Raw genomic sequence first — 26,000 nt, 5'->3', positions numbered from 1 at the left:
ATGAAACAAAAAACATCTGATATCAGTACGGTTGTTATTATTAACAAAAACCAGCAACCAACACGTTCTGTACAAATAAAAACAAAACACCTCAACAGGCTTGGCCATTATGCTGCAAGCGCAGCAACGGTTTTAGTGGTTTTGGTTGGTTGTATTATTTACCTGAGATCGCAAAATACACAACAGGCGCAGCAAAACCAGGCGCTGCTGGCACAGATAACCAAACTTAAAGTTGCAACGCCCGTAGTTGTTGCAGATACAACCGGTGTTAAACCAGGCAGTGCGCAATCATACGTTAAGGCCATTGAGGGTAAATTGAAAACCATTAATGATTACCTGCGCAGGCGCGGCTTAAAAGGCTTTTCAACAAAAGGCCTTGGGGGCGATAACAATGCCGAAGGCGAAAAACTAAGCGATAAAGAGGTGTACTCTTTATACAACAATTACCTTAATCAGTTAATGGGTACCATCGCTTTTACGCCTATGGGTTATCCGCGTATCGCTTCTTTTACCTCATTTTTTGGCTATCGCAGCGATCCGTTTGATTCTGGTAATGCTGAGTTTCATCCCGGTATTGATTTTAAGGGCAAAAAGGGCGACGAGGTAAAATGTACTGCCAGCGGTAAAATAGTTTTCGCGGGCTGGAGCAATGGCTACGGTAAATGTATCCGCATACAGCATATCAACAATTTTCAAACGGTTTACGGGCATCTTTCGCGCATCCTGGTAAAAGAGGGGCAGGATGTAAACGTGGGCGATAAAATTGGTTTGGTAGGTTCAACCGGCCACTCTACCGGGGCACACCTGCATTACGAGGTGCGTAAAAACGGCAAACCTGTAAATCCGGTTAATTTTTTAACGCTTAATAAGTAAGGTAGCGGTAGTATCAAGTAGCGAGTATCAAGTATCACGATTTTTTTACTCTGTTTAAATACCTGATAGTCGTCACTTTATACTAATGCCCGATACCAAAAGGAACATAAATTGAATTGGCGACAAGTTGGGAGAATCCAAAATCTTGATACTTGATACTCGTTACTTGATACAAAAAAACTATGGCTATTTTCGGTAAAAAAGATAAAGTTGCGCTTGATCTGCAGGCTATATCAACGCTTATAAGCGAAGGTTGCATTATTGATGGCGGTATAAAAGCACCCGCTTATGCCCGTATAGACGGACAAATAACCGGCGATGTTACAGTAGATGAGGGCCTGATACTTGGCGAAAAAGGCCTGGTAACCGGTAACATCATTACCAAAGAAATTGTAGTGTACGGCACCATAAACGGCGATATCCAAACCGGATCATTAGAAATAAAAGCCTCGGGAAAAATTACCGGCGAAATAAAGACCCAAACCCTTTTGGTAGAAACCGGCGGTGTTTACAACGGTCGCCTCACTATGGAGCCTGTTAAAAACGGATAAACTCGGTGTCTTCAATTAGAAATTAAAAAAGGGTTTATACATATAGTATAAACCCCTTTATTTTTTATTGTGATTTCGAAACGAGGTACGAGTGAGAAATCTTCTACTTCATACATATCGACTAAATATAGTCCGCATACAAAGTTTTATAAGATTTCTCACTCGTACCTCGTTTCGAAATGACAAACTTTTTAAAACTGCGCTTTCCAGCACGTAGGGTCAAAAAGCATTATACCCTTTCCTTTTAGAATATCTTAAACCCTACGCTTAAAGCCCAGAGGTTTTGGCGCTGGCCAAAGTTTTCGTTGACCTTAGTTAGGCCGCCTTCGTAACGCAGATCGGCGGTTATGGAGCCGATATCAACACCGGCGCCTACCTGGTAACCCAGGGTACTATTTTTGTAATTCCCAAAATCGGCCACCGCGCCGGATGCGTTACCGCTCAGGCTTTCATTTTTGTCTAAAATGTAGGTGTAAACCGGGCCGGCCATTATCCTAAAATTAAGATCCTTTTCGCCAAATGATTTACCAACCAGTACCGGCAGGTTTAAATTGGTGAACCTAACCTTGGCATTGTAGTCCTGCCCGTTATCGCTCGATGTAAATTTACCACCCGTTCCGCTTAAATAAAGTTCGGGCTGCAGGTACAGGCTGTTGCCAACCCGGGCAAATAAACCAGCCTGGTAGCCGGTAAGTGTTGATTCTTTTAAATTATCGGTATTGATCTTTGAAAAGTTGACCCCTCCCTTAACACCTAATGAGAATTGTGCCTTTGCGCTAATGCTTACAGCAATTAGTAATGCGGCACTTAACAGATACTTTTTCATAATTTTTAATTTTAACGGAGCCGGTGCTTTTTGTTGATGGTACAGCAACTCCGGTTTAGTTTATAAAACAAGCCTATGTGATAAGCCTGCATTTGCTTATCAATTGACGAGCCAAATATTTAAACGTTGCCTGATGCGTATTTTTTATATTTTTGCGTAAAAGAATTTAATCATGGCTGAGATCAGTATTACCAATAAGGATTGGGAACGCGTAAAAATTAAAGTTCAACGTAAATACAACCACCTGAGCGACGAGCAGTTAAAATACACCGAAGGCCAGGAAGAAGCGCTGATAACCAAACTTATGGACCTCGTGAACCGTAACAGGGAATATGTGGTATTCACCCTTAAAAAAGCTTTGGTGAATATTGATAATAACAGGCTGTAAATAAGCGCTTTTACTTGTATAAAGTAGGGGTTTAGTAACTAACTGTTAAAGACTTATTCGGTATGGGAAATCCCGCAGTTATGAACGAAACAATCAAGCCAATAAATAATGCTCCGGTTAAGATATATGCCTGGTTAATTGGGTTGTTTTTTGCTTGCCTTTGTATTTCTTTTTTTATTATTTATAATGGCAGCTCGCAAGTTCAACAAAATGGATTTGGTTATATTTTATTAGAATTTGCAGTCTTTATACTTGCCCTTTTTATTATTAGCATAATTACTACCATTGCATATAAACCCTGGTTTATAAAAAACTGGTATATAAATGCGTTCATATTTGTATGCTCAGGATTTGTATTAGGGTCAATTTTATACTCTTTAATTGTTAACGGAGGCATAGGTTAGTTTGCAAATGCAGATAAGCTTTTCGTATTTTTATAAGCTTAATGAAGAATAAGGATATGGTGATCACTAAAAGATACAGAAAGATAGGCTTATTTACCGGTATAGTGGTACTGGCCGCGGGGGCGTTGGCTTTTGATGATGACCTGTTCCAGATCTCGAAGAACCTTGATGTTTTTGCATCGGTATACAAAGAGGTTAACATTAATTATGTTGATGATATAAACTCGGCCAAGCTGGTAAAAACCGGCGTTGATGCCATGCTGGACGGTTTGGACCCCTACACTGAGTTTGTTCCCGAATCGGAAATTGAAGATTATAAACTGCATTACGTAAGCACACAATACGGCGGTATAGGCTCCAGTATTTTTGCCCGCGATGGCAAAGTTTACGTATCTGAAGTGTTTGCCGGTTTCCCCGCCCAAAAAGGCGATGTGCGCCCCGGCGATCAGATCCTGAAAATAAATGATATTGACCTTAGCGGTAAAAATAACGACCAGGTAAGCCTTTTACTTAAAGGCTCAAAGGGTGCAGCCATAAAGTTGCTTTTAAAGCGCGACAACGTAAGTCAGCCTTTTGAGAAAAACCTCGTCCGCGATGAAATTAAGCAGCCAAATGTATCATACTCAGGCATGGTTGACGGTAATATGGGCTACATTAAGCTCGATAAATTCCTGGAAAACTCGGCCAGCGAGGTTACCAATGCCTTAGTGTCTATAAAAAAGAACAATCCCAACGGTATTATTCTTGATTTGCGCTCAAATGGGGGCGGTATTTTGCAGGAAGCCGTTAAAATTGTGAACCTGTTTGTACAAAAGGATGTAGAGATCGTATCGCAAAAGGGAAAAGTAAAGGATAAAAATTTTACCTACAGTACCGTAAGCGCGCCGCTTGAGCCTAACTTGCCGTTGGTAGTGTTGGTTAATAGTCATTCGGCATCGGCATCAGAAATTGTTGCCGGGTCATTACAGGATCTGGACAGGGCGATTATTATTGGTCAGCGCAGTTACGGCAAAGGGTTGGTACAGCAAACGTTTAACCTGCCTTATAACAGCCTGGTGAAAATTACCATCGCCAAGTACTATGTACCGTCCGGCCGTTGCATCCAGGAGCTTGATTACACCCACCGTAAGGACGATGGCAGCGTAGTAAAAGTAGCCGATTCGCTTATACATGAGTTTAAAACGAAAAATGGCCGCTCGGTTTACGACGGCAGCGGTATTTACCCCGATATTTTTATTAAGCAGGAAAAATTTGCCAACGTAACACAGGCACTGGTAGGCAAGCTGCTGGTATTTGATTACGCTACCATTTACCGTGATAAACACGCTAAAATAAACGATGCGCGCACGTTCACCCTTTCTGATACGGATTACGGTGATTTTGTAAAATACGTGTCTGATAAAAACTATAGCTACACCACCAATTCCGAAAAAGTACTCAACAGCCTTAAAACAGAGGCTACCAAGGAAAAACAATTCCCCGAGATACAGGCCGAATACGATATCCTGAAATCGAAACTGATGGCCAGCAAAAAGAATGATCTGCAGCTGCACAAAACCGAAATAAAACAGGTGTTGGAAAACGAGATCTCATCCCGCTATTATTACGAAAAGGGCCGCTACGAAGCCAACTTTAAGTACGATGATGAACTTGCCCAGGCAGTGAAAACCATGCAGGATAAAACCCAGCTGGCATCCATCCTTAAAGGCGAAGGTAACTACAAAGTTATTGGTAAACCCGTATTAGCTATGGCAGGTAAAAAAGTTGCCGATAAGGACACCGACGAACAATAGGTTGATTATCTGATATTTAAGTCGTTTAAATTTTATTGTAACTGATTAGTTACCTGTTGCAACTGGTAATGCTTAAACTTTATTCATTGGTTATTGTCATACCTGCAAACAAAACAATAACACAAATGAAAAAGATCATATTAACAGCAGCCATTTTCTTTAGCTGCTTATCAGTAAAAATAGCCAGTGCTCAAATTAGTTTAAGCATTAACATTGGCAGCCAGCCCGAGTGGGGCCCTACAGGTTATGACCGTGCCGACTATTATTACATGCCGGATATCGACTCATACTATGATGTAAATGCGCATCAATATGTATACTTTAATAATAACGTTTGGACACGTTCAAGCGCATTACCCGCCCGTTATGGCAATTACGATGTATACCATAGCTACAAGGTAGTAGTTAATGACCGTACGCCATGGGTTCATAACAATGTGTATCGTACAAAGTATGCAAACTATAAAGGCCGTCGTGATCAAACCATTATACGCGATACTAAAGAGGTTAAATACCGTAACCATTGGACAGGCCGTGGAAACGACCGCAAGGTTGTTGTGCGCAAAGATGTTCACGTAGATAAAAGGAACGACCATCATGATGATCATGACCGCGATCATGGTAATGGTCACAGAAACTAAGGTTTTATATTGTTGAATTTTGATTGATTTTGATAAGGAGGCTGCCCGTAAAATGGCAGCCTCTTTTTTTTATGTGATGCGCATCATATTTGTTTTAACTAAAAAAGCGTTTGTTTACAAATACCAGATTGGTTTGGTATCTTTAACGTAAGCTTTAAAAACATGAATAAAACTTTATAGTCTTTTTTGAGTTAATCAACTAACAATAAACCTTTTAATCAACAAAAATAAATTTTATGAAAATCCGAATAACTATGCTGGCGCTGCTTGTGGTAGCTGTAGCAAGCCAAAGCTGTGTAAGTACCAAGAAATACAAAGATCTGCAAACCAGCTATAATCAGTTGGATAGCAATACCCGCAACCTTAACACCAAGTATCTTATGAGCGAACGTAATGTTGCGGTATTAACCAACAACGTTAAAAACCTCGAAGATCAGTTAGGATCTGAACGAAACAACGTAAAGGCTTTACAAGAGGCGCTAAACAAATGTTTAAACTCCAGCAGCCAGGGAAATGTGAATATCTCCAAACTGGTTGACGAGATAAACAGCTCAAACAAATACATTCAACAGCTGGTAAATGCCAAAAATAAAAGTGATTCGCTTAATATGGTGTTAACCAATAACCTTACCCGTTCATTAAGTCAGTCAGAAATGAGCGATGTTGATGTACAGGTGCTTAAAGGCGTGGTTTATATTTCCCTTGCCGATAACATGCTGTACAAATCTGGCAGTTATGAAGTATCTGACAAGGCAGGCGTAACGCTAAGCAAGATTGCCAAGATCATTAAAGATTACAGCACTTACGATGTATTGATTGAAGGTAACACCGATAATGTGCCTATCACCATGAAAAACATCCGCAACAACTGGGATCTGAGTGCTTTAAGGGCATCATCGGTAGTGCAAACCTTGCAAACCACCTATGGTGTTGAACCTAAACGTTTAACAGCAGGCGGCCGCGGCGAGTACAACCCGATAGCCGATAACAGTTCAGAAGCAGGTAAAGCCAAAAACAGGCGTACCCAAATTATCATCACACCAAAACTGGATCAGTTTATGGATCTGATTGGTAAAGCTCCCGAAAATAAGGCTGCACCGGCTGCAACACCGCAGCAATAAGCATAACCGCTAAACAAGAAAAGCCTCCGCAAAACGGGGGCTTTTTTGTTTTTTATATTTTTAACGATTGAGGATTATATGGCTATTAGGTTTTTAGCTTTTAAGCTATCAAGATAAATATCAATTTCTTTATCGCCCATGCCGTATACCTTTTCGGTGAGCCAAAATTTTTCGTATATCTCCGGGCGGGTTTTGGCGCCGCTGTTGTAAATGTTCAATAAGGTTTCCTGGATATGATTTAAGCCATCGGCATTAAGGTGCAGGCGTTTCAGGTGTGCCTGCAGGGCGGGTTTCAGTAAATGGAGTACACCCCAAAAGGAGTTTTCGTTAAGCCATTGTTCCAGTTCGGCGGCATCGCAGGCAACGTATATGTTCCATGCTTCGGTAGCCAACTCAAACTCCCAGTCGCTGAGCCTTTCACGGCCATCGTAAAGGTCTTCCAGCTGGTCGCCGTTAAGCTGGCCCATGCCGCGAAAATCTTCCATGCCGGGATAGTCGCAGGGGCAAATAAGGTATACCGCCGGTGCCGACATGTCTGTTTTTTGACTAAGCAGGCGCATCATGCCCAGCAGGTTCACCTGGCAATGCAAATCAAACTCAAACCACAAATTAATTTCGGTGTAGGATTGGTTTAGCTTGCCCAGTTCGTCGATCATTTTATGCTGATAGTCTTCTGCCGGTTCATGAAATGTTTCGCCTATCCATTTTGAGCGGGCCTTCCAAAAACTACCCGACGAGATATTCTCATCCAAAGGGCCTTCGGATAATACTTCGCGCCAAACCATTACATCACCATCCAGGCCGGTTTGATTAAAGCCATGCAGGGTATCATCGCCGTTAAGAATATGCAGTATCTCGCTCATAGGAATTACAGACTAAAGTATTACAACAAAACAAGGCGTTTAATGTTGAATTGCCTGCACGTTATTGTAAAAATAAATTGACGGCCGAATTTTGTCATTTCGAACGAGGTACGAGGAGAAATCTTATACGACATGCTATTGGGACTTAGCATCCCGGAGAAGATTTTTCGCTATCGCTCAAGAGATAGTTCTCTTTCGCGCCCACGCTTTGCCCGCCCGGGCTCTATCGAAATGACAAACTTTTTATAATTTTCAAACACTTGTGTTTATCCTACCAATGCTTTAACTGCTTCAGATAAGCCGTTAGCTCATTAGCGATAAGTTCATGTTCTTCTATTGTAGGATGCCCGCCGCAGCCGCCGTGGTATTGCCGGGAGAAGAAATATTTGTACACTTTGCTATCGCCATTGTTATTAGCATAAGTTGTAATGGCCGTAATATAATGCCTTAGTGCGGCGTTTAATTTGCCATCGGCCATTGGGCTGGTAAGGCATACAATATCGGCTTTGGGATACTTTTTCCTAACGGTATTAATGAATTTAACATAGGCACCGCAGTACAACGCCGAATCCTGCACGCCATCGTTCTGACCCAGGCAAATGGTAACCACATCGGGCTGGTAGCGTTTAAAATCCCAGGTGATGGAATCTTTACGCAGGTAAACCTTATCAAACACCTGCGGCATCAACACATCCATATCGCAGCAGCTGTGTACAAGGCCAATGCCCGCAACCGAGGTAAGCTGCCAGTCGGCATTTAAGTTGCGCGCTGTGCGGGCCCCGTAGGTCATGTAGGCGTTATGCTGATCATACCATTCACCTTTATCACATGGTGTTGTGGATTGGTCCATACCTGCGCCGCTGGTAATGGAATCGCCGATGTATTCAATTTTATGTTTAGGATGCGGTGCCGGAGAAAGCAGCTTTGCACACCTGATCCCCAGAAAATCAATATAGCCGATGTGGGTTTCAGTGTCCTTACAGATCAGTATGGTGTGTGTACCATTGGTGAGCCCTTCGGCAACGGTAATAATATTGGTTTTGCCGGTGGTTTGTATGCGATAAGGCTTATTGTTATCAACAGCAATTTCAAGGTAATTGTGGCTTTTGCCATACATCACCTGGTCGTTTATCAGCAACTCGCATTTGCTGCCCTTAAACCGTGCCCTGATGTATACCCCTGGCGCCCACATCCGGGGCTGCATAGGGTTTGAAACATCTACCCGGCCTACGTATTCAATATTAACATTGTCGGCCGCGTAAAGCTTTAATGAATCGGCAGGGTTTGCCGCCCGGGCAGCCAGCGATGTAAAGAGGATAAAAAGCGTGGTAATAAATTTCATACGTAAGCGTAAATTTAGCCATTTGCTCTCCATCGGCATTAATACTTTTATAACATTTAATAGATACGGCTGTAAAACAAAACAGGCCGCTTCATAAATGAAACAGCCTGCTGGTATTTGAATTTTTATTAGTTTTTAGTTCTGTCCGTCTGGTTCGTCAGATGGGGTACCTACAACTTTGTAACTTACGTTGCCATCATTGTCGGTAACTTCCTGGTAGTAAAAACCATCCGGAGAAACATATAATTTTTCGCCATTGATCTTTATTTTCCTGCAATCCTGCGGTAGCTGATTGGCAATATCGCCAATTTGCGGACCCTGATCGTAGTTACCATTTCCATTACCCTGGTCGGTATTCAGTTCACCGTCTTTACCGGCAATTACGTAAGCCTGGGTACCATCATCTTTAGTGATAGACTGGTAGTAAACACCGTTTGATTCATAATACTGCTCGCCATTAATGGTGATAGATTGTGCATCAGATGGTAACGATTTGATCTCGGCACCTACCGGTGGTTCAACTACAGTATACTGGTTGTTTTGTTGTGTGTAATACAAACCATCGCTGTAGTAGTACTGATAATCGCCAAAGTAAAATGGATAGTATCCGTAAGGTAAAAAGCCTATGCTAAAGCCAAGTCTTGGCAAGTAGTAAGAGTTATAGTATCCACGGTTTTGATAGTAATAATGATTACCGAAATAACCACCGCGACCACCATAACGGCCATAGCTGCTGCCACCAGTACTTACACGACGTCCGTATCCGTAGCTGCTGCCGTTTCTGTAATAAGTACCACGACCGCCGTTGTATGAACGTCTGTCTACACTACTATAACGGGTATTACCGTAGCTGCTGCCACGTTGTGGAGCAGTGCTTGTCACGTTTGGTCTGCCATAATTGCCACGCTGAGGGGTTATGGAAGAACCTGTCGGCCTGCCGCCGCTGGCAACATGCTGGGGTGCTATGCTTTGGTTGCCACGCGAAATTACCGCGCCGCCACCCGATGATGGGCGTGAAGGGGCTACTGCGCTGCCACCTGAAGGCCTTGAAAAGCCACCACCGCCACCCGAAGGTCTTGATACGCTGCCGCCACCGCCGCCGCCTGATGGTCTTGAGCCACCACCGCCGCCGCCACCACCACCGCTACCTCTGCGTTGTGCATCAGCGGTGAATGCTAAAGACATGGTCAACAGACCAGCTAAAGCAAATGAGAATAAATTTTTATATGTACGTTTCATGATGAAAATTTTTTAACCAATCAGCCTTTATTCGCTGATGTACAATATATAGACTGATAAATGTTTAAACGGTTTAATTGCCGTTTAATTATTATTATACAAAAAGCACACCAATAAATATGGCTTTGTAAATGCTTTATGATATATACGTAATTGCCGGGCGTTTAATTACAGCTGCTCGGCAATTATTACAAACGGTTCATCAAATTGTAAGGTAAAAAAGCCATCGTGTGTTGTTTGATAGCTGTTTGTCGCAGTTTGTTGTAAGCCATTGTGGTGTAAGGTATTAGTTGTTGATAACAAGTCAATTTGTTCGCCGGCGGGTTTCCATTTGCTAAAGCCCGTTGTTACAGTGTATATTTTTTGCCTGGCGTTAATAATAACCAGGTTTATTTTACCTGCAAATGGCAAAAGCTCATCCAGCGCTGTACCGGTTGTGATAATGTTAACCGCGGGATAGTTGTGTTCAATTAAATACGTTAAAGCTGCACCGGCAGATGTATTATTGCCAGCCGGCATAATCTTAACATCCGATTGCAGATCGGTATTGTTACTGTCGGCAATTATCCAGTCAACCTTTATCCCTAAGGTGTTCAATACTTCGGCCGTGTGGGGTGTGGTTATTACCGTGGGGCTCCACTCCAGCAACTGCCCAAGCATCTCCTCCGGAAAATTATCAAGCTCCAAAATCAGTAAAGCAGGTTCCTGTTTTTCGCGGATAATATGGTGGGATGACATTTTATAAAGGTAGGCGATTGAAATGAATTTTTTATGAAACGCCCGTGTTTGCTAAATTTCTTCTGTTAAATGCTGGTTGTTTATTACCTGTGTCTGGGGGGCTGTTTTGGTTGATGCTACTGCCTGCCCGGATAATATAAACGCAACACCGCTGAAAGCCAGTGCCTCAAAAACGCTGGTCCATTCGTTACCGCTGCCGCTGGTTGGGTCGGCAATGGCACGGGGAATGTGTAATACTACTATCCATAAAAATATCATCAGCCCCAATAAACCGGCGGCCAGCCTTACCCTTATGTTGAGGACTATAGCCACGCCCGAAGCAAACAGCGCTACGCCAGCAAGGTATGTCCAGAACATATGGCCAGGGAGCCATGTTGGTACCAGTGTTTCAATAAATTGCGTGTACATAAAATGCTCAATGCCAAAAACGATCATAGTAGTGGCAAAAAAGTAGCGTCCAAGTGGTACCAGTTTTTCCAGGAACCTGCCCAGTGCATCGGCAGGGGTGCCGGGAATAGACGCCGCCACTATAAATGAACCGCCGCTTAAAGCCAGCATTTTAAAAGCATCGCTCCAGCCGCCCAGGAAACGCAAATTGCTTATTATTTGATTGGGGATATGGAAAAGTATCAGCATTATTAAAAATACAGTACCCAGGTAAACCGCCACCTCATGCGCGTTTATGTTAAAAACAATGGCAAAAGAAAGCAGGATCAGCAATATGCTGGATACGCACATGGCAAATGTACTGCTGGATAACCACTGTGGCTGGGGCGGCATAATTACCGGCCTGAAACCGCTACATATAAATTGCTGAACAGCAATGGCTATTAATGCAACAGCAAAAAACAGCCGCCATACTTTGTTGTAGGTTTCCATAAGATTTGGATCGAGGTTTATTGGATTTCACTGCAATTTACAAAATCAAAAAGCATTAATCCTAATACATTTACCATATTAACCGTATACTTTTTAAATAAAACAGCGATGGTATAAAAACCCATCGCTGTTTGGCTATCCTGTTGATGCAGAGGGAGTAATAACGGGTGTTCAATAGCCGCTTATTCCATCTTGCATACCCGGCATTTGGCCGCAATGTAGCTTATCTGCTTACTCATCTCCGGCCTCATTAACGGTTGCTGTTACCGGGTTTTTGCTGAGCAATTTTGCGCTTTCGGCAAGTTTCACAAACTCGGCCCGGTAACCTTCGTGGTCATCCCCTTTAGCGGCGCGGGCCATTTTTATAGCCTGGTCATAAGTGGAGTGCTGTTTAAACCGCGAATCGCGCAGCAGCATCCCAAACTCGGCCACGGCGGCAGCAAATCTGAAATCGGTTGAGGTAGCTTTCAGGTCGAGTGGCTTATCAAATACGGCCACCTGGCTCACCTTGCTTACAGATGAGGTTGGTTGTTTGTACCTGAATTTGATGGTCATCATTTCATCAGATGCGCTTGCGTAGGTAACCGGTTTAGGTTTCTGGTATTTAAGCGGATCTACACTTCCCGAATAATCATCCTTAACGCCAACGGGCACTATCTCATAAAAAGCGGTCACCGTATGGCCCGATCCCATATCACCGGCGTCCTTTTTATCATTATTAAAATCCTCTTTGGCCATTACCCGGTTTTCGTAGCCTACCAAACGATAGGCCTGCACTTTTGCCGGGTTAAACTCAATTTGCAGCTTTACATCCTTGGCAATGGTAAATAAGGTGCCGCCAAATTCGCTGATGAGTGTTTTACGGGCTTCGGTTATGTTATCAATATAGGCGTAATTGCCATTACCTTTATCGGCAAGGGTTTCCATTTTGCTATCCTTGTAATTACCCATGCCAAAACCCAAAACCGATAGGGAGATGCCGCTTTCACGTTCGCTGGTTATTAGTTTTTCCATGTCATCGTCGCTTGATGCACCTACGTTAAAATCACCATCGGTAGCCAGCATTACGCGGTTGTTGCCATTTTTCATGAAGTTATCTTTGGCAATTTTATAGGCCAGTTTTATACCTTCGCCACCAGCTGTTGAGCCGCCCGCACTTAAATTATCAATAGCATTGTTGATGGTTTCCTTGTCGGTGCCTTTGGTTGCGGGTAGTACCACACCGGCTGCGCCTGCGTAAACTACTATGGCTACCTTATCCTGCGGCCGCAGTTTATCAACCAGCATTTTTAATGACGATTTTACCAGCGGCAATTTATTAGGCATATTCATTGACCCCGATACATCTATTAAAAACACCAGGTTTGAGGCTGGTAGTTTATCAGTAGGAATTGTTTTGGCCTTTATGCCGATGCGCAGCAAACGGTGTTGGGTATTCCAGGGTGCGGCTGCAAGTTCGGTATGGATGGCTACAGGCTCGTTATCTGTTGGACCGGCCAGGTTGTAATTAAAATAATTGATCATTTCCTCAATCCTCACCGCATCGGCAGGCGGCAACTGACCGCCATTAATAAAACGGCGAACATTACTGTATGATGCTGCGTCAACATCTACAGAAAAGGTAGATAGCGGCTCATTAACGGCGGTTTTAAATGTGTTTTCGGTAATGCCTTTGTAGCTTTCATCATCGGCTATTGCAGGCTTGTATTCTGCTACCGGGGCGGCGTTGCCTATAGTTGCATCTGCGTATCCAAAGGTTGTGGTGGATTTGTTTTTGTCTGCGTTTTTAAAGTTATATTGCTTAGTAGCCCCCGATGCAGGTTTAATAACGCTGACACTGCCCGTCATTGACATCTTTTTTTGAGCCTGATAACCTACAACCGCAACTTCGCTCAGCTGACTTGTAGCGGATTTAAAGTAAACATCAACCACATTGCTTTTACCTATCGTAATACTTTGCCGCTCAAACCCCAGGAAACTGAAGGTGAGCATTGTTTTACCCTTGGGCACATCAATGGCGTAATGGCCCTTCGCATCTGTTTGTGTGGTAATATTACTGCCGTTAACCACTACAAGTACACCCGGTAAAGCGGTGTTGGCATCATCATAAACGGTACCACTTATGTGGCGGCTGTTGTTTGGCGTAAACCCTGTTAGGCCAATGAACATTAAAATAACTAATAGCTGTTTCATATCCTCATCAATTTTTAATAAGGATGTTACATGGTGTTAATTTCCATAAGCCGGTAAAAAAATTTATTTTGCAGGCTTTTAATGACCAATTTTATTAAACCAGACAAGCAAGGCTCATCAACCGACGAAGAACTGATTGGCACGTACCGTAAAAGCGGCGATGTGGCGGTTTTAGGCAGGCTATATGAAAAATATATGCCGCTGGTTTACGGTGTTTGTTTAAAATACCTCAAAGATGAAGAAGCCGCAAAAGACGCGGTTATGGGCATATTTGAAGAATTGGTTATAAAAGTTAAACAGCATGAAATCAATACCTTCAGAAGTTGGTTGTATGTATTAGCGCGTAATTATTGTTTAATGCAGTTACGCAGTGCGAAAAAGATGGAGCTGGTGAATTTAGACGATGTTATGGAATTTACCCCGCTTTTGCATCCTGAAGACAATAACCGCGAAGAGGTATACAAAGCCCTGGAACGATGTATTGATAAACTTACCGGCGGGCAAAAACAAAGCATCGATCTGTTTTATTTAAAGGAGAAGTGCTATAAAGAAATTGCCGATGTTACCGGCTTTAGTTTAAACGAGGTAAAAAGCTATATACAAAACGGCAAACGGAATTTAAAAATTTGCCTGGATAAACACAGTGGACAATAAAAAGGCCAACATATCGCAAATCAGGAAGTACCTTAACGGGCAGCTTGATGCTACAGCTATGCACAAGCTGGAGCGCGAGGCGTTGGACGATCCTTTTTTGATGGATGCGCTGGAAGGTTACGAGGCCGCAGGCAAAGATCAGCAACCAAATATTGCGGAACTCAATGAACGCCTGCAACAGCGTACCCAGGAAAGGAAAGGCCGTGTTATAGCATGGAGGGCATGGTCAATAGCGGCATCCGTACTTTTGGTGCTAACCATTGGCGGCTTGTGGATGAGAAAAACGCCATCATCATCACCAGTTTTAGAGCGGCAGACGGCAGATGTAGCCCTTTATAAAAAATCCCAAAAAGTATTGAAGGATACTATCAGCTTGCAGAAGCCCGTAATACCCGCCGCGCCGGTGCTTGCTCAGTTTAATAAAAAACCTGCCGCATTAAAGCAAGTAAAGCCCGGCGAAAAATCGGTATATCAGCAGGAGATTTCGGCCGCAGATAATGCTACCCCGGCTACCGGTAACGTGGGTGGTGCACCGCCTGTTATTGCCGAAACAAAGGCCGAATACGATAAAAACACATCGATGCTAAGCGAGGCTGTGGTAAATAATTATACCCAAAACAAAAAGGTAGTGGCCGATACCACCATGCTCACCTTTGGCTCCACTACACCGCCAAAAACATACGGGAATTTCAAAAATTCCACAATTACTTCGAAATTACAGGGTAGGGTTGAGGGACTAAAGATTGAACCTACTGATCCTAAAACGCATTCGGCAATAGATTTGGCCCGGTATGCCGGTGTTATTATTTCAAAGGACGATGGGATGCCTTTAATTGGTGCCGCCATACGCGTTAAAGGAACAAACAGGAGCACTGTAACCGATACAAAAGGCTATTTTGCTTTACCGGCCACCGCTCCCGGCGATAAAGAAACCCTTGATATTGCATACATAGGCTACCAGAACACGCAGGTAAGTGCAAAAGCCGGCGATAGTTTAAAAGTGGCGCTTAAACCATATGAAGGTTCACTAAGTGAAGTTGTAATTGTCAAAGGCGATGAATCTGTTTATGTGGCCGCTCATCCGGAAAAGGGGTGGAGTGATCTCAAAAAATACCTGCAAACCAACGCCACCCTGCCCGATGGAACCACGGGTACCGTAAGCGTAACGTTTACCGTAAATGCTGATGGTTCCCTAAGCGACATGAAGGTTAAGAAAAGCCTTAACACCATTGCCGACCAAAAAGCCATGGAACTGCTAAAAACCGGCCCCGACTGGATAAGTAACACCAAACACACGCCCGAAACCGTTACTGTTAAAATAAAGTTTCAAAAGCAGAAGTAGTTTTTTCGTCATTAAAAACTTTTGTTTACCACAACCCCATTGTTTAAGTAATTCCTGTTGGTTGTTGCATTTAAGGAAACAAAACCTGGCTACTGGCTACTTAAAAAATAAATATTTGAAAAATATTATCGCTAAAATCAAAAAAACGAAATCCGGGGAACGTATTATCTCGTTAATTATGATATTAACAATATCAAAAGGGATGAAAGAGATGCTGAATTTCAAAATAAAAGCAATTGCAGCTAACATTAGGAACACAAGGGAGCAGCTGAACTATACGCAGGAATACCTTGCGGCTAAATTGCATATATCGCAAAACGCGTACAGTAAAATAGAACTCGGTTATACTAAAATAACTGTAGAGCGGCTTTTCCAGATTGCTGCCATACTGGAGGTTGATGTGCATGACCTCATTAACACCGAAAAAGTTGTAGCCGCTTAAGGCTAAAAGCAGAGAGCCCAAAGCTTAAAGCGAAATATAAAGAGTCACGAAAGGCCGGGTGCTGCATTTATGCAGCACCCGGCCTTTCGCCTTTCGCCTTTCGCCTTTCGCCTTTCGCCTTTCGCCTTTCGCCTTTCGCCTTTCGCCTTTCGCCTTTCGCCTTTCGCCTTTCGCCTTTCGCCTTTCGCCTTTCGCCTTTCGCCTTTTCCCATATCTTTGCACCCATGAATCGCGATAATTTAATTGACGCTACCGTACAGTTTGTACGTGAAACGCTAAAAAATGCCGAAGGTGGCCACGATTGGTGGCATATTCACCGCGTTTGGACAAACGCCAAACTCATTGCACAAACAGAAAACGCCGATATGCTTACCGTTGAACTTGCCGCGCTGCTGCATGATATTGCCGATAGCAAATTTCACGGCGGCGATGAGGAGATCGGTCCGCGTACTGCCGGCGAATTTTTAAGGGCGCAAAAAGCCGATGCCGCTATTATTGAGCACGTACAGCAGATCATCAGGCATATATCATTCAAGGCCAGTTTTGATAAGGTGAGTTTTCAATCAACAGAATTAGCCATAGTACAGGATGCAGACCGCCTTGATGCCATAGGCGCTATAGGTATTGCCCGGGCATTCACTTATGGCGGTTTTAAGGGGAGGGAACTTTACAATCCTGAAGTGAAACCCAACCTTAACATGAGCAAGGAAGAATATAAGAACACCACCGCGCCTACAATTAATCACTTTTACGAAAAGCTGTTGCTGCTTAAAGACAAAATGAATACAGAAACCGGGCGTAAACTTGCAGCCCAGCGCCATGATTTTATGGTGGCTTATCTCGACCAGTTTTTTATGGAATGCGGCGAATAATAACCGCTTAACCACAATGCAATATTTATGAAAAAACACTTACTAATTATTACCCTCCTGCTTCATGTAATTGTATTTGCCCGGGCCCAGGATACAGTTAAACAGCAACGCTTCAATTTTCATTTCCAGCAAACAATTATTACCCAGTATAAACCATCTTTTGTTGCCGATTATACTGGCGATAACAGCCTGCTCACCAAATCAGAAACGCAAAGCTCATTAACAACTACTTTTTTTGGCGGCGCAAGGTTATGGAAAGGTGCCGAAGCCTATTTTAATCCGGAGCTATCGGGCGGTTCGGGCCTTAGCAAAACTTTGGGAGTGGCCGGTTTTCCTAACGGCGAAACTTTTAGGGTTGGCGGTGCCGAGCCTAAAATTTATATAGCCCGCCTCTACTTTAAGCAAAAATTTGAGTGGGGTAAAGAAAAAGATACCGTTGCCGATGATGCCAACCAGTTAGGTGGCCTTAAAAGTAAGCGCTATTTTTCTGTAACGGTAGGTAAATTTGGCATGGCCGATTTTTACGATGGTAACGAATTTAGTCATGACCCACGGTCGCAGTTCATGAACTGGGCGTTGATGGATAACGGCGCATGGGATTATCCCGCCAACACGCGCGGCTATGTTATGGGCACCCACCTTGAACTTGGCCAACCAAACTGGACACTGCGTTTTGCCTTCACCATGTCAACAACGGAAGCAAACGGTGCTATCTGGGATGCTAAGATAGGTAAGGCAAATACCCAAACGCTGGAGTATGAGCGGCGCTATCTGCTTAACGGTAACAAGGGAACGGTGCGGGTGCTGGGTTTCAGGAACAACGGCAAAATGGGCAACTACCGCGATGCGCTTGCTGCAAACCCGGTTAACCCGGTGGTTGATACAAACCTGGTGTACGGGAAACATAAGTATGGTTTCGGTATAAGTGCAGACCAGTATCTGAGTAAGGATTTTGGCGTATTTGCCAAGCTAAGCTATAACGATGGTCATACCGAAACCTGGTATTTTACAGAGATAGACCGGTCGTTAAGTTTTGGTGGTGTGCTCAAGGGCTCGTCATGGAAACGGGGCGACGATGAACTGGGGCTTGCCTTTATTGCCAACGGATTATCAAAACCCCACAGCGATTACCTTGCTGCCGGCGGCTACGGCTTTATTATTGGCGATGGCAAGCTCAATTACAGCCATGAGCTTATAGCCGAACTTTATTATAAAATTAACGCCTATCAAAAGAAATTCTGGCTTACGCCCGATTATCAGTTTATCATGAACCCGGCTTATAATAAAGATCGTGGTCCGGTGAATGTGTTGTCGATAAGGGCGCATGTAGAGTTTTAAGAAAAAAAATTATCGCCCAAATCATTAAATTCAAAAAACTACGTTACTTACACAAATGATCAGGAAAATATATATCGCCCTAATGTTTACCGTTTTAGCAGGCACCAGCTTTGCGCAGGTAAAATCAACCGTTACAAAATCAACTGTTACCTTTAAAATAAAAAACCTGGGTATTAACACCAGCGGCAATTTTAGCGGTTTACAGGCAAGCATACAATTTAAACCTACCGATCTGGCCACAAGCACTATCGAAGCATCTGTTGAAACGGCCACCGTTAACTCTGATAATACCATGCGCGATGATCACCTGAAAAACGAGGATTATTTTGATGTGGCCAAATACCCTAAGATCACCTTTAAATCGGTATCGTTTAAACATAAAAGCGGCAACAATTATACAGGCGATTTCAGCGTAACCATTAAGGATAAAACCAAGGTTATTGAAGTGCCCTTTACCTACACCGAAACCGATAATGCCGGAGTATTTAACAGTAGCTTTAAAATATTACGGTCGGATTTTGGGATAGGAGGTAAAAGCATGGTGCTATCAAACGAAGCCACTGTTAACATTAATACCGAGGTAAGCAAGTAGCAGCTTTCTCTCCCGCTCGGGGTTGATTTTATCCGCTAATATTAAGGGGTGTAAATTGATAACATTAATTTAACATGTTTTGGCGTGTGCAACAGGCAGTTAGTCGCAGGTAAATTGTAACTTTACGATTATGAATTTGCGGGTACTTGTTTTAATTACTGCCGTAGGCGTTGCATTAACGCTATCGGCCGTTAACTTCTATTTTCAGCACAAGTGGTACGATGTTATGATAACGTTTACGGCCACTCTGGTTGTAAGCTACATTGTTTTTTATTACCTCATTGAAAAGTACATTTACTCGCGTATTAAGCTTATCTATAAGCTTATTCATAATTTAAAACTGGGCCGCGATCTGCGCGATGCCCTGGGCGAACACGTAAGCGCCAACCCCATTGATGATGTTGAACAGGAAGTAAAGGAGTGGGCCAAACAAAAGAAAAGTGAAATAGATGAATTGCGCAAGCAGGAAAAATTTCGCCGCGATTTTTTGTCCAACATATCCCACGAGTTTAAAACCCCCCTTTTTGCCATACAAGGCTATATTGAAGCCCTGCAGGATGATGACTTTGACGACCGCGAACTTGCCCGCCAGTTTTTAGATAAAGCCTCTAAAAATGTGGATCGTCTTAGTTATCTGATAAAAGATCTGGATGAGATTTCAAAACTCGAATCGGGCGAAATTCCTATCAATTACACCAAATTCAAGATCAACGACCTGATAAAAGAGGTGTTTGAATCACTGGAGATCAAGGGTAAACAATACAAGATCAAGCTGGTATTTAAACAAAAATATGACGACGGCATCATTGTATACGCCGATCGCGAAAAGATACGCCAGGTGTTGGTGAACCTTATCGACAATTCCTTTAAATACGGGAAAGAGGAGGGCAACACCTCCGTAAGCATTTTTGTACTGCACGACCAGGTTTTGGTTGAAGTTACCGACGATGGCATAGGGATTGAAGAGAAGTTTTTACCCCGCCTGTTTGAGCGTTTTTACCGTACAGATACCAGCCGTTCAAGGCAAATAGGCGGTTCGGGCTTGGGGCTGGCCATTGTAAAACACATTATTGAAGCACACCAACAAACCATAAATGTGCGCAGTACCGAGGGGCTTGGCTCAACCTTTGGCTTTACTGTAGAACTGGCGAAACAAAATTTACCTTTCCCTCACATACCAGTGTTAAAAAGTTAACATTAATTTAACATAGCAACCGTACCTTTACCGCAATTTAAAGCATTATGTCATTAAACAGTATCTTCCAGTATTTTGTACCAAAGGACAAAAAAATATTTTTTCCTTTATTTGAGCAGGCCGCCAGCAATGTAGTTACCATGGCTACTGTATTGGTTGAAGCTGTTAACTCCAATAACCCAGGTACCCGCGAGGAGCTGTTTAAGCAGATTGATAAATTGGAGAACAAAGGCGATGAGCTTACTCATCAGATATACCTGGAACTTGGTAAAAACTTTATCACTCCATTTGATCGTGAAGATATACATGCTTTAGCTACAGCTATTGATGATGTGGCCGATTATATACAAGGCGCTGCCAACCGCATGAGCCTTTATAAAATTGATGATTTTAATGAGCACATCCGCAAACTGTCTGACCTGATATTACAGGCAAGCATCGACCTGGAGAAAGCGGTTCGCGAGTTGAAGGACTTGCGTAACGTACGTAACATTGCCGATTCATGCATCAGGATAAACAGCGTTGAAAACCAGGCCGATTATGTATTTGACCGCGCCGTTGCCGACTTGTTCCTTTACGAGAAAGATGCTATCCGCCTTATAAAATATAAAGAAATACTTGCCGCACTTGAAACCGCTACCGATATGTGCGAAGATGCTGCAAACGTTATGGAATCAATTTTAGTTAAAAACGCTTAAGCATACCTAATCATCTATAAATGGTTACCTCCCTACTTGTTGTTATTGTTGTACTTGCGCTAATATTTGATTATACAAATGGCTTTCACGATGCGGCCAACTCTATAGCCACCATAGTGTCAACCAAAGTATTAACCCCGTTTCAGGCGGTGTTGATGGCTGCCGTATTTAACTTTGCCGCTTACTTTTTTATTAAGGATCATAAAGTGGCCAACACGGTTTCAAAAATTGTACTGGCGCATTATGTAACCCTGCATGTAATACTTGCCGGTTTAATTGCCGCCATATCATGGAATTTAATTACCTGGTGGTTTGGTATCCCTTCCAGCTCATCGCACACCCTTATAGGTGGCTTTGCAGGTGCCGGGATGACTAACGCTCTTTATATGGGTGCAAACGCCCTGCATGCTATTGAAATGCAATACGTGCTTACCATTATTGCTTACATAGTGCTGGCCCCGTTCATCGGTTTGTTCATAGCATACATCATCACTATTTTAATATTGAACATTTGCAAACGAGCCCGGCCCGCCACGGCCGAACGCTGGTTTAAACGCCTGCAATTGATCTCGGCTGCTGCATTAAGCTTTGCACATGGTGGCAACGATGCGCAAAAGGTAATGGGTATCTTATATGTTACCCTAATCGCCGCAAAAGTTATCCTGCCGGGTTCGCCTATGCCAGATTGGATTCCCTTGGCCTGTTATACCGCTATCGCGGCAGGTACCATGTCTGGCGGATGGAAGATCGTGAAAACTATGGGGTCAAAAATCACCAAAGTTACCCCGCTTGAAGGTGTAAGTGCAGAAACTGCCGGTGCTGTTACCCTGTTCATCACCGAAAGATTTGGTATCCCGGTATCAACCACGCATACAATTACAGGTTCAATTATAGGTGTTGGTTTAACAAAACGTGTATCTGCCGTACGGTGGGGAGTAACGCTTAACCTGGTTTGGGCCTGGATCATCACCATTCCAATTTCGGCTTTAATTGCCGCGGGTATATTTGCTTTGTTACACGTTATAGGGTAACCTAACTTATTGTTGGCTTCATTTTTGCTAAATTGCACACTATGAGATCAAAGATACTTTCGTTAACAGCGTTGCTGTTGTTTATTACATTAACAAGCTGCGATACGCTTAGCCAGGTTGCTAACGCCACCACGCAGCAATTGGGTAACCCATCAACTTTAGAAATAGGTAACGGACTTAAGCAGGCCCTTGAAATAGGTACCGGTAAAAGTTCAGATCAGCTCTCGGCTGTAAATGGGTTTTTAAAGAATGCCGAAGTAAAGATCCTGTTTCCGCCTGAAGCTCAGAAAGCTGAGAAAACCTTACGCGGACTTGGTTTAAACAGCCTTTGCGATAATGTTATTACATCGCTTAATCATGCTGCTGAAGATGCCGCTGTACAGGCTAAGCCCATATTTGTTAACGCCATAAAGCAAATGACGCTGAAAGACGTAACCAATATTTTATTGGGTAATAAAGATGCCGCCACACAGTATTTTAAACAAACAACAACTCTACAACTATCGGGCAAGTTTAAGCCGGTTATAGAGGTAAGCCTTAACAAAGTAGGTGCTACAAAATATTATACCGATGCAGCGCAGGCGTATAACAAAGTGCCATTTGTATCAAAGATCAATCCCGATATCAGCGATTACGTAACCCAAAAAGCTATTGACGGTTTGTTCATAGAGATTGCAAAAGAAGAGTTAAATATTCGTCAGAATTTAGGCGCACGTAGCACACCTTTGCTGCAAAAAGTATTTGCCTTTGCCGATAAGCAAAAGAAATAAGTTTATTAAGTGTTAAAAAGGAAATGCCCCTGTTGATAACAGGGGCATTTCCTTTTTATAACGATTGAAGGTTTTGTTATTACTCCCTCAAGAGGGGAACCACCAACAAAACTTCTTTTTAGGGCGATGAGCCAAATAACGAACAGCTATTGATCTTGTTCAAGAAATGGCGTACAAACTACACCCTTATATACACCTTCTTCTTATCCAGCAACCAGCCTACCGACCAGCACACCAACATATAGCTAATGGCAAACAGCAACGAGCCGATTGCGCCGGGGGCTATTACCTGGTAAAAACTGCTGTTGATCCAATCGTACAGGTTAAGGCCGGGTTTTACGGTTACCATCCAAAACAGGATCACCAATGTTTCTGATAGTACATATATCGGCAATGGGTTTTTGCCTAATATGGTGAAAAAGCGGGTCCAGTTTCCTTTGTTCCAATCGTTAATTTCCAGCGCATATACCAGGAACGACAAGATCACCAAATCTAACCCGGTTGTTATCAGCACAAATGAGCTCGACCATAATTTTTTGTTGATCGGGAACACCATGTTCCAGCACAAGGCCAGGAAGATGAGCAGGCAACCGGTAAGCAGCATTTTAGCTATAACATCGTACCCCTTACCTTTTTGCTGAATAAATTTGCCGGCGTAATAACCGATAACCACGTTTACAATTGCAGGTATGGTACTTAGTATCCCTTCGGGATCAAAGGCTATTTTTTCGCCGTGGTACATGTGGCTGTCGCCCAATACAAATTTATCAAGGAAAATACCCGCGTTACCTGTCATGCTCAGCGGATTGGCCGGATCGCCAAAAACCAGCAGGATAACCCAGTAGCCTATTAAAAACAGTACCGATAAAATAATGACCGACTGTTTCGACAAAAAATGGATCATGAGTGATGCAAAACAGTAACAGAGTGCAATGCGTTGTAATACCCCCATAATACGGGTATTGCTAATTGGCGATAGCGTGATATGCCCATGATCTAAACTGAAGAAGGGGAACCAGTACATCAAATAACCTATTAAAAAAATAAGCGCCGTACGCTTAAATATCTTGGTAAGTACCGCCGATGTACCCAGCTCCAGGTAACGTTTCATGGAAAAGCTCATGGCATTACCCACCGCGAATAAAAACGAGGGGAACACCAGATCGGTTGGTGTAAAGCCGTGCCATGCGGCATGGTTAAGCGGGCCAAAAGCATCGGCACCGCTGCCGGGTGTATTCACGATGATCATAAAACAGATGGTCATGCCTCTGAATACATCAAGTGATAAAAATCGTGTTGCTGATTTGTTCATAAATTGGTTTATAGAAATTCGACTATAAATTCAGGAGTGTAATAGGCTTATTAAATATCTGCCAGCATAATTATACCGGCAGATATTAGGGTTTTAATTAATGATAGCCTGGGTTTTGTTTAAGCACTGCTTTACCACTGGTACCGCTCAGGTCAATCTGTCTTTGGGGAATAGGGAAATATTCGTTACGGCCCTTTGTGAAACGGCCGCCTTTAACATCAATGGTTATAGCGCCCTGGTAATTGAAATAGGTATTTAGCTCGATATCCGCAATGCCCCACCTTACCAGGTCAAAAAAGCGGTGGCCTTCCATAGCCAGTTCAATTTTACGTTCGTAATAAATAGCTTTCAGTGCAAAATCCTTGCTTGAAAAAGCACCCGGCAGATAATTGCCTACCTTATAGTTTGCCGCGGGTTCATCTGTAAAACCACCGGTTGGATCGCTGTCATCTATATACTTATGTACAAAACCTTCGGGTTTGGCGGCGCGGGTGCGTACGTCATTTACATATTCTTCGGCTTTACTCAGGTTATTTAACTGCGCTTCAACTTCGGCAGCCATGAGCAGCACATCGGCAAAACGAATCACATTTACATTGATGCCCGATCCCGGCGCCCATGAGGTATTATCGCCATTTTCATCCTGCTCGGCCTGCCCGTAAACATTTTTCAGGGGCGAGTACGGGCCAGAATATCGCTGATCACGCACATAACCTGCACCGGGATGCACACCCCAATCCAGGTACGGGATACCCCGGCGACCGGCTGTCCAGTCGAGCCTTGGATCTATATTTCCGTCGTCGGGTGTATAGCTATCATCGGCCGAAGGGATCTTCATGTCAGTTTTTAGCGCGTGGCTATTGTAATCGTCCAAATAAGGCAAGCCATTACCATCTGTACGGAAATGGTTTGCCAGGTCAATTGATGGCTGATAAAAACCGCAGCAGCCAAAAGGACTAAGATCGCCATAGGGGAAGTTCAACATATCGCCATTATTTGCATTTGACGGGCCATTCGGATCAGAGTTGGCAGCAGCCTGTACCGCGAATACAGATTCGGCACTGTTGTTAGTCACCGTTCTGAAATTGTCATTAAACCGATCATTCAAGGCGTATGTTTGACCATTGGCAGTTTTGCCCTGCAGTATAACGGCATCAAAAACCACTTTTGCCGAATCGTATTTATGTTGATACAGGAATGTTTTAGCTAAGTATGCGCCTGCTGCCCATTTGTTTGCCCTGCCTGCATCCGGTTGGGTTGGCGGCAAATTTGTGTACGCGAATTTAAAATCGCTCTCAATCATCGGCCATATATCCTTATCATTAGGCTGATTAAAATTGGTTGTGTTTTCATCAATATAGGGCACCATATTAAACATCTTCTTCAGATCGAAATAGTAGTGGGCGCGTAAAAATTTAGCCTGCGCTATGATGTTCGTCTTGCTATCTGCCTCAATGTGTGTAACCTTGGCAACGGTTGCCAGCGTATGGTTTGCACGGGAAATGCCTTCATAATCTGCCTTCCATTTGCTATTTAAAAAGTTATTGCTTGCATCAACGGTAAATTTCATAATACCGTTTATTGGGCCCTGGTCATTAGGAATACTGCCCTTTGATGCATCGGCACCGGCAACACCACCATAGATCCAGTTATCTGGCGATGCTTCCCAGGAGCCACCGCCACCAATTGCGGCATCGCCGCCTTGCTGCCCATCTAAAGCGGCGTAGGCTCCAATAAGTAATTCCTGGGCACCGGCTTCGGTTTCTAAAAACTGCGGTTCAAGCGCGCCGGTGATAGGTTTATCTAAATATGTTTTTTTACACGCGCTAAGAGCGAGTGCGCTTAGCAACGTTAGCGTAATAAGTTTTTTAGCTTTCATCATGATAATTATTAACTGTTATAT

The 26,000-nt window shown here is 43.3% G+C and carries 27 protein-coding genes; 17 read left to right on the top strand and 10 right to left on the bottom strand.

Features of this window, described 5'->3' with window-relative positions; translation table 11 throughout:
- On the top strand, window positions 1-873 hold the full coding sequence (locus BLS59_RS11155) for a M23 family metallopeptidase (protein WP_091149142.1): 873 nt from the start codon (window positions 1-3) through the stop codon (window positions 871-873).
- A gap of 182 nt (window positions 874-1,055) precedes the next feature.
- Window positions 1,056-1,424: a bactofilin family protein gene (locus tag BLS59_RS11150; protein WP_091149139.1), complete on the top strand. Its 369-nt coding sequence runs from the start codon at window positions 1,056-1,058 to the stop codon at window positions 1,422-1,424.
- A gap of 244 nt (window positions 1,425-1,668) precedes the next feature.
- Here the strand turns inward: BLS59_RS11150 and BLS59_RS11145 are convergent, their stop codons facing one another.
- Window positions 1,669-2,250, bottom strand: a complete 582-nt coding sequence (locus tag BLS59_RS11145) for a porin family protein (RefSeq protein WP_091149582.1) — start codon at window positions 2,248-2,250, stop codon at window positions 1,669-1,671.
- Window positions 2,251-2,422: 172 nt separating this feature from the next.
- Here BLS59_RS11145 and BLS59_RS11140 point away from each other — a divergent pair, with 172 nt between their 5' ends.
- The 5 genes from BLS59_RS11140 (at window position 2,423) to BLS59_RS11120 (ending at window position 6,597) form a co-directional block, all read left to right on the top strand.
- On the top strand, window positions 2,423-2,638 hold the full coding sequence (locus BLS59_RS11140) for a hypothetical protein (protein ID WP_091149137.1): 216 nt from the start codon (window positions 2,423-2,425) through the stop codon (window positions 2,636-2,638).
- A gap of 80 nt (window positions 2,639-2,718) precedes the next feature.
- A complete protein-coding gene (locus BLS59_RS11135; protein WP_162842611.1) occupies window positions 2,719-3,042 on the top strand; it encodes a hypothetical protein in 324 nt (107 codons plus the stop codon).
- Between the two features lie 41 nt (window positions 3,043-3,083).
- A complete protein-coding gene (locus BLS59_RS11130) occupies window positions 3,084-4,835 on the top strand; it encodes a S41 family peptidase (RefSeq protein WP_240315218.1) in 1,752 nt (583 codons plus the stop codon).
- A gap of 125 nt (window positions 4,836-4,960) precedes the next feature.
- A complete protein-coding gene (locus BLS59_RS11125; RefSeq protein WP_143014106.1) occupies window positions 4,961-5,476 on the top strand; it encodes a hypothetical protein in 516 nt (171 codons plus the stop codon).
- Window positions 5,477-5,712: 236 nt separating this feature from the next.
- Window positions 5,713-6,597 (top strand): OmpA/MotB family protein, encoded by an 885-nt coding sequence (locus BLS59_RS11120; protein WP_091149128.1) that lies wholly within the window; start codon window positions 5,713-5,715, stop codon window positions 6,595-6,597.
- Window positions 6,598-6,671: 74 nt separating this feature from the next.
- Here the strand turns inward: BLS59_RS11120 and BLS59_RS11115 are convergent, their stop codons facing one another.
- From BLS59_RS11115 to BLS59_RS11085, 6 genes are all read right to left on the bottom strand, one after another.
- Window positions 6,672-7,460, bottom strand: a complete 789-nt coding sequence (locus tag BLS59_RS11115; RefSeq protein WP_091149125.1) for a DUF1835 domain-containing protein — start codon at window positions 7,458-7,460, stop codon at window positions 6,672-6,674.
- Window positions 7,461-7,731: 271 nt separating this feature from the next.
- Entirely contained in the window at window positions 7,732-8,802 is a 1,071-nt protein-coding gene (locus BLS59_RS11110) for an SGNH/GDSL hydrolase family protein (protein ID WP_091149580.1), read from the bottom strand.
- A 135-nt stretch (window positions 8,803-8,937) separates the two neighbouring features.
- Window positions 8,938-10,041, bottom strand: a complete 1,104-nt coding sequence (locus BLS59_RS11105) for a DUF6515 family protein (protein WP_162842608.1) — start codon at window positions 10,039-10,041, stop codon at window positions 8,938-8,940.
- A gap of 168 nt (window positions 10,042-10,209) precedes the next feature.
- On the bottom strand, window positions 10,210-10,779 hold the full coding sequence (locus BLS59_RS11095; RefSeq protein ID WP_091149117.1) for a hypothetical protein: 570 nt from the start codon (window positions 10,777-10,779) through the stop codon (window positions 10,210-10,212).
- A gap of 51 nt (window positions 10,780-10,830) precedes the next feature.
- A complete protein-coding gene (locus BLS59_RS11090; RefSeq protein ID WP_091149114.1) occupies window positions 10,831-11,658 on the bottom strand; it encodes a DoxX family membrane protein in 828 nt (275 codons plus the stop codon).
- Window positions 11,659-11,889: 231 nt separating this feature from the next.
- Window positions 11,890-13,851, bottom strand: coding sequence for a vWA domain-containing protein (locus tag BLS59_RS11085; RefSeq protein ID WP_091149111.1), 1,962 nt, complete (start codon window positions 13,849-13,851; stop codon window positions 11,890-11,892).
- Window positions 13,852-13,932: 81 nt separating this feature from the next.
- Between BLS59_RS11085 and BLS59_RS11080 the strand changes: the two genes are divergently transcribed.
- The 3 genes from BLS59_RS11080 to BLS59_RS11070 all read left to right on the top strand — a co-directional run bounded on the left by BLS59_RS11080 (window position 13,933) and on the right by BLS59_RS11070 (window position 16,289).
- Window positions 13,933-14,505: an RNA polymerase sigma factor gene (locus tag BLS59_RS11080; RefSeq protein WP_091149108.1), complete on the top strand. Its 573-nt coding sequence runs from the start codon at window positions 13,933-13,935 to the stop codon at window positions 14,503-14,505.
- Window positions 14,495-15,847 (top strand): carboxypeptidase-like regulatory domain-containing protein, encoded by a 1,353-nt coding sequence (locus tag BLS59_RS11075; RefSeq protein ID WP_091149106.1) that lies wholly within the window; start codon window positions 14,495-14,497, stop codon window positions 15,845-15,847. The genes BLS59_RS11080 and BLS59_RS11075 overlap by 11 nt, the downstream gene beginning before the upstream one ends.
- Before the next feature lie 178 nt (window positions 15,848-16,025).
- Window positions 16,026-16,289, top strand: a complete 264-nt coding sequence (locus BLS59_RS11070) for a helix-turn-helix domain-containing protein (protein ID WP_240315217.1) — start codon at window positions 16,026-16,028, stop codon at window positions 16,287-16,289.
- Between the two features lie 67 nt (window positions 16,290-16,356).
- Here the strand turns inward: BLS59_RS11070 and BLS59_RS31210 are convergent, their stop codons facing one another.
- Window positions 16,357-16,515 (bottom strand): hypothetical protein, encoded by a 159-nt coding sequence (locus tag BLS59_RS31210; protein ID WP_162842610.1) that lies wholly within the window; start codon window positions 16,513-16,515, stop codon window positions 16,357-16,359.
- Between BLS59_RS31210 and BLS59_RS11065 the strand changes: the two genes are divergently transcribed.
- From BLS59_RS11065 to BLS59_RS11035, 7 genes are all read left to right on the top strand, one after another.
- Window positions 16,514-17,161 (top strand): HD domain-containing protein, encoded by a 648-nt coding sequence (locus tag BLS59_RS11065; protein ID WP_091149104.1) that lies wholly within the window; start codon window positions 16,514-16,516, stop codon window positions 17,159-17,161. The genes BLS59_RS31210 and BLS59_RS11065 overlap by 2 nt on opposite strands.
- A gap of 27 nt (window positions 17,162-17,188) precedes the next feature.
- Complete coding sequence (locus tag BLS59_RS11060) at window positions 17,189-18,499, top strand: carbohydrate porin (RefSeq protein ID WP_091149102.1); 1,311 nt, start codon at window positions 17,189-17,191, stop codon at window positions 18,497-18,499.
- Between the two features lie 55 nt (window positions 18,500-18,554).
- Window positions 18,555-19,091: a YceI family protein gene (locus BLS59_RS11055; protein ID WP_091149099.1), complete on the top strand. Its 537-nt coding sequence runs from the start codon at window positions 18,555-18,557 to the stop codon at window positions 19,089-19,091.
- Between the two features lie 130 nt (window positions 19,092-19,221).
- On the top strand, window positions 19,222-20,286 hold the full coding sequence (locus BLS59_RS11050) for a sensor histidine kinase (protein ID WP_091149097.1): 1,065 nt from the start codon (window positions 19,222-19,224) through the stop codon (window positions 20,284-20,286).
- A 47-nt stretch (window positions 20,287-20,333) separates the two neighbouring features.
- The gene (locus BLS59_RS11045; protein WP_091149095.1) at window positions 20,334-20,984 is read left to right on the top strand and encodes a DUF47 domain-containing protein; all 651 of its coding nucleotides are present in this window, start codon (window positions 20,334-20,336) and stop codon (window positions 20,982-20,984) included.
- Window positions 20,985-21,004: 20 nt separating this feature from the next.
- Complete coding sequence (locus BLS59_RS11040) at window positions 21,005-22,015, top strand: inorganic phosphate transporter (RefSeq protein ID WP_091149093.1); 1,011 nt, start codon at window positions 21,005-21,007, stop codon at window positions 22,013-22,015.
- 41 nt (window positions 22,016-22,056) lie between these two features.
- The gene (locus BLS59_RS11035; RefSeq protein WP_091149091.1) at window positions 22,057-22,785 is read left to right on the top strand and encodes a DUF4197 domain-containing protein; all 729 of its coding nucleotides are present in this window, start codon (window positions 22,057-22,059) and stop codon (window positions 22,783-22,785) included.
- Between the two features lie 178 nt (window positions 22,786-22,963).
- On the opposite strand, the gene BLS59_RS11030 is transcribed toward BLS59_RS11035, so the two are convergent.
- Both BLS59_RS11030 and BLS59_RS11025 read right to left on the bottom strand, forming a co-directional pair.
- Complete coding sequence (locus tag BLS59_RS11030) at window positions 22,964-24,097, bottom strand: acyltransferase family protein (protein ID WP_091149089.1); 1,134 nt, start codon at window positions 24,095-24,097, stop codon at window positions 22,964-22,966.
- A gap of 97 nt (window positions 24,098-24,194) precedes the next feature.
- Window positions 24,195-25,979 (bottom strand): RagB/SusD family nutrient uptake outer membrane protein, encoded by a 1,785-nt coding sequence (locus tag BLS59_RS11025; protein ID WP_205411246.1) that lies wholly within the window; start codon window positions 25,977-25,979, stop codon window positions 24,195-24,197.
- Window positions 25,980-26,000: the final 21 nt, after the last annotated feature.

This window comes from Mucilaginibacter pineti (assembly GCF_900101875.1).
Lineage (GTDB): Bacteria > Bacteroidota > Bacteroidia > Sphingobacteriales > Sphingobacteriaceae > Mucilaginibacter > Mucilaginibacter pineti.
This window is presented reverse-complemented; position numbering and strand designations above follow the sequence as displayed.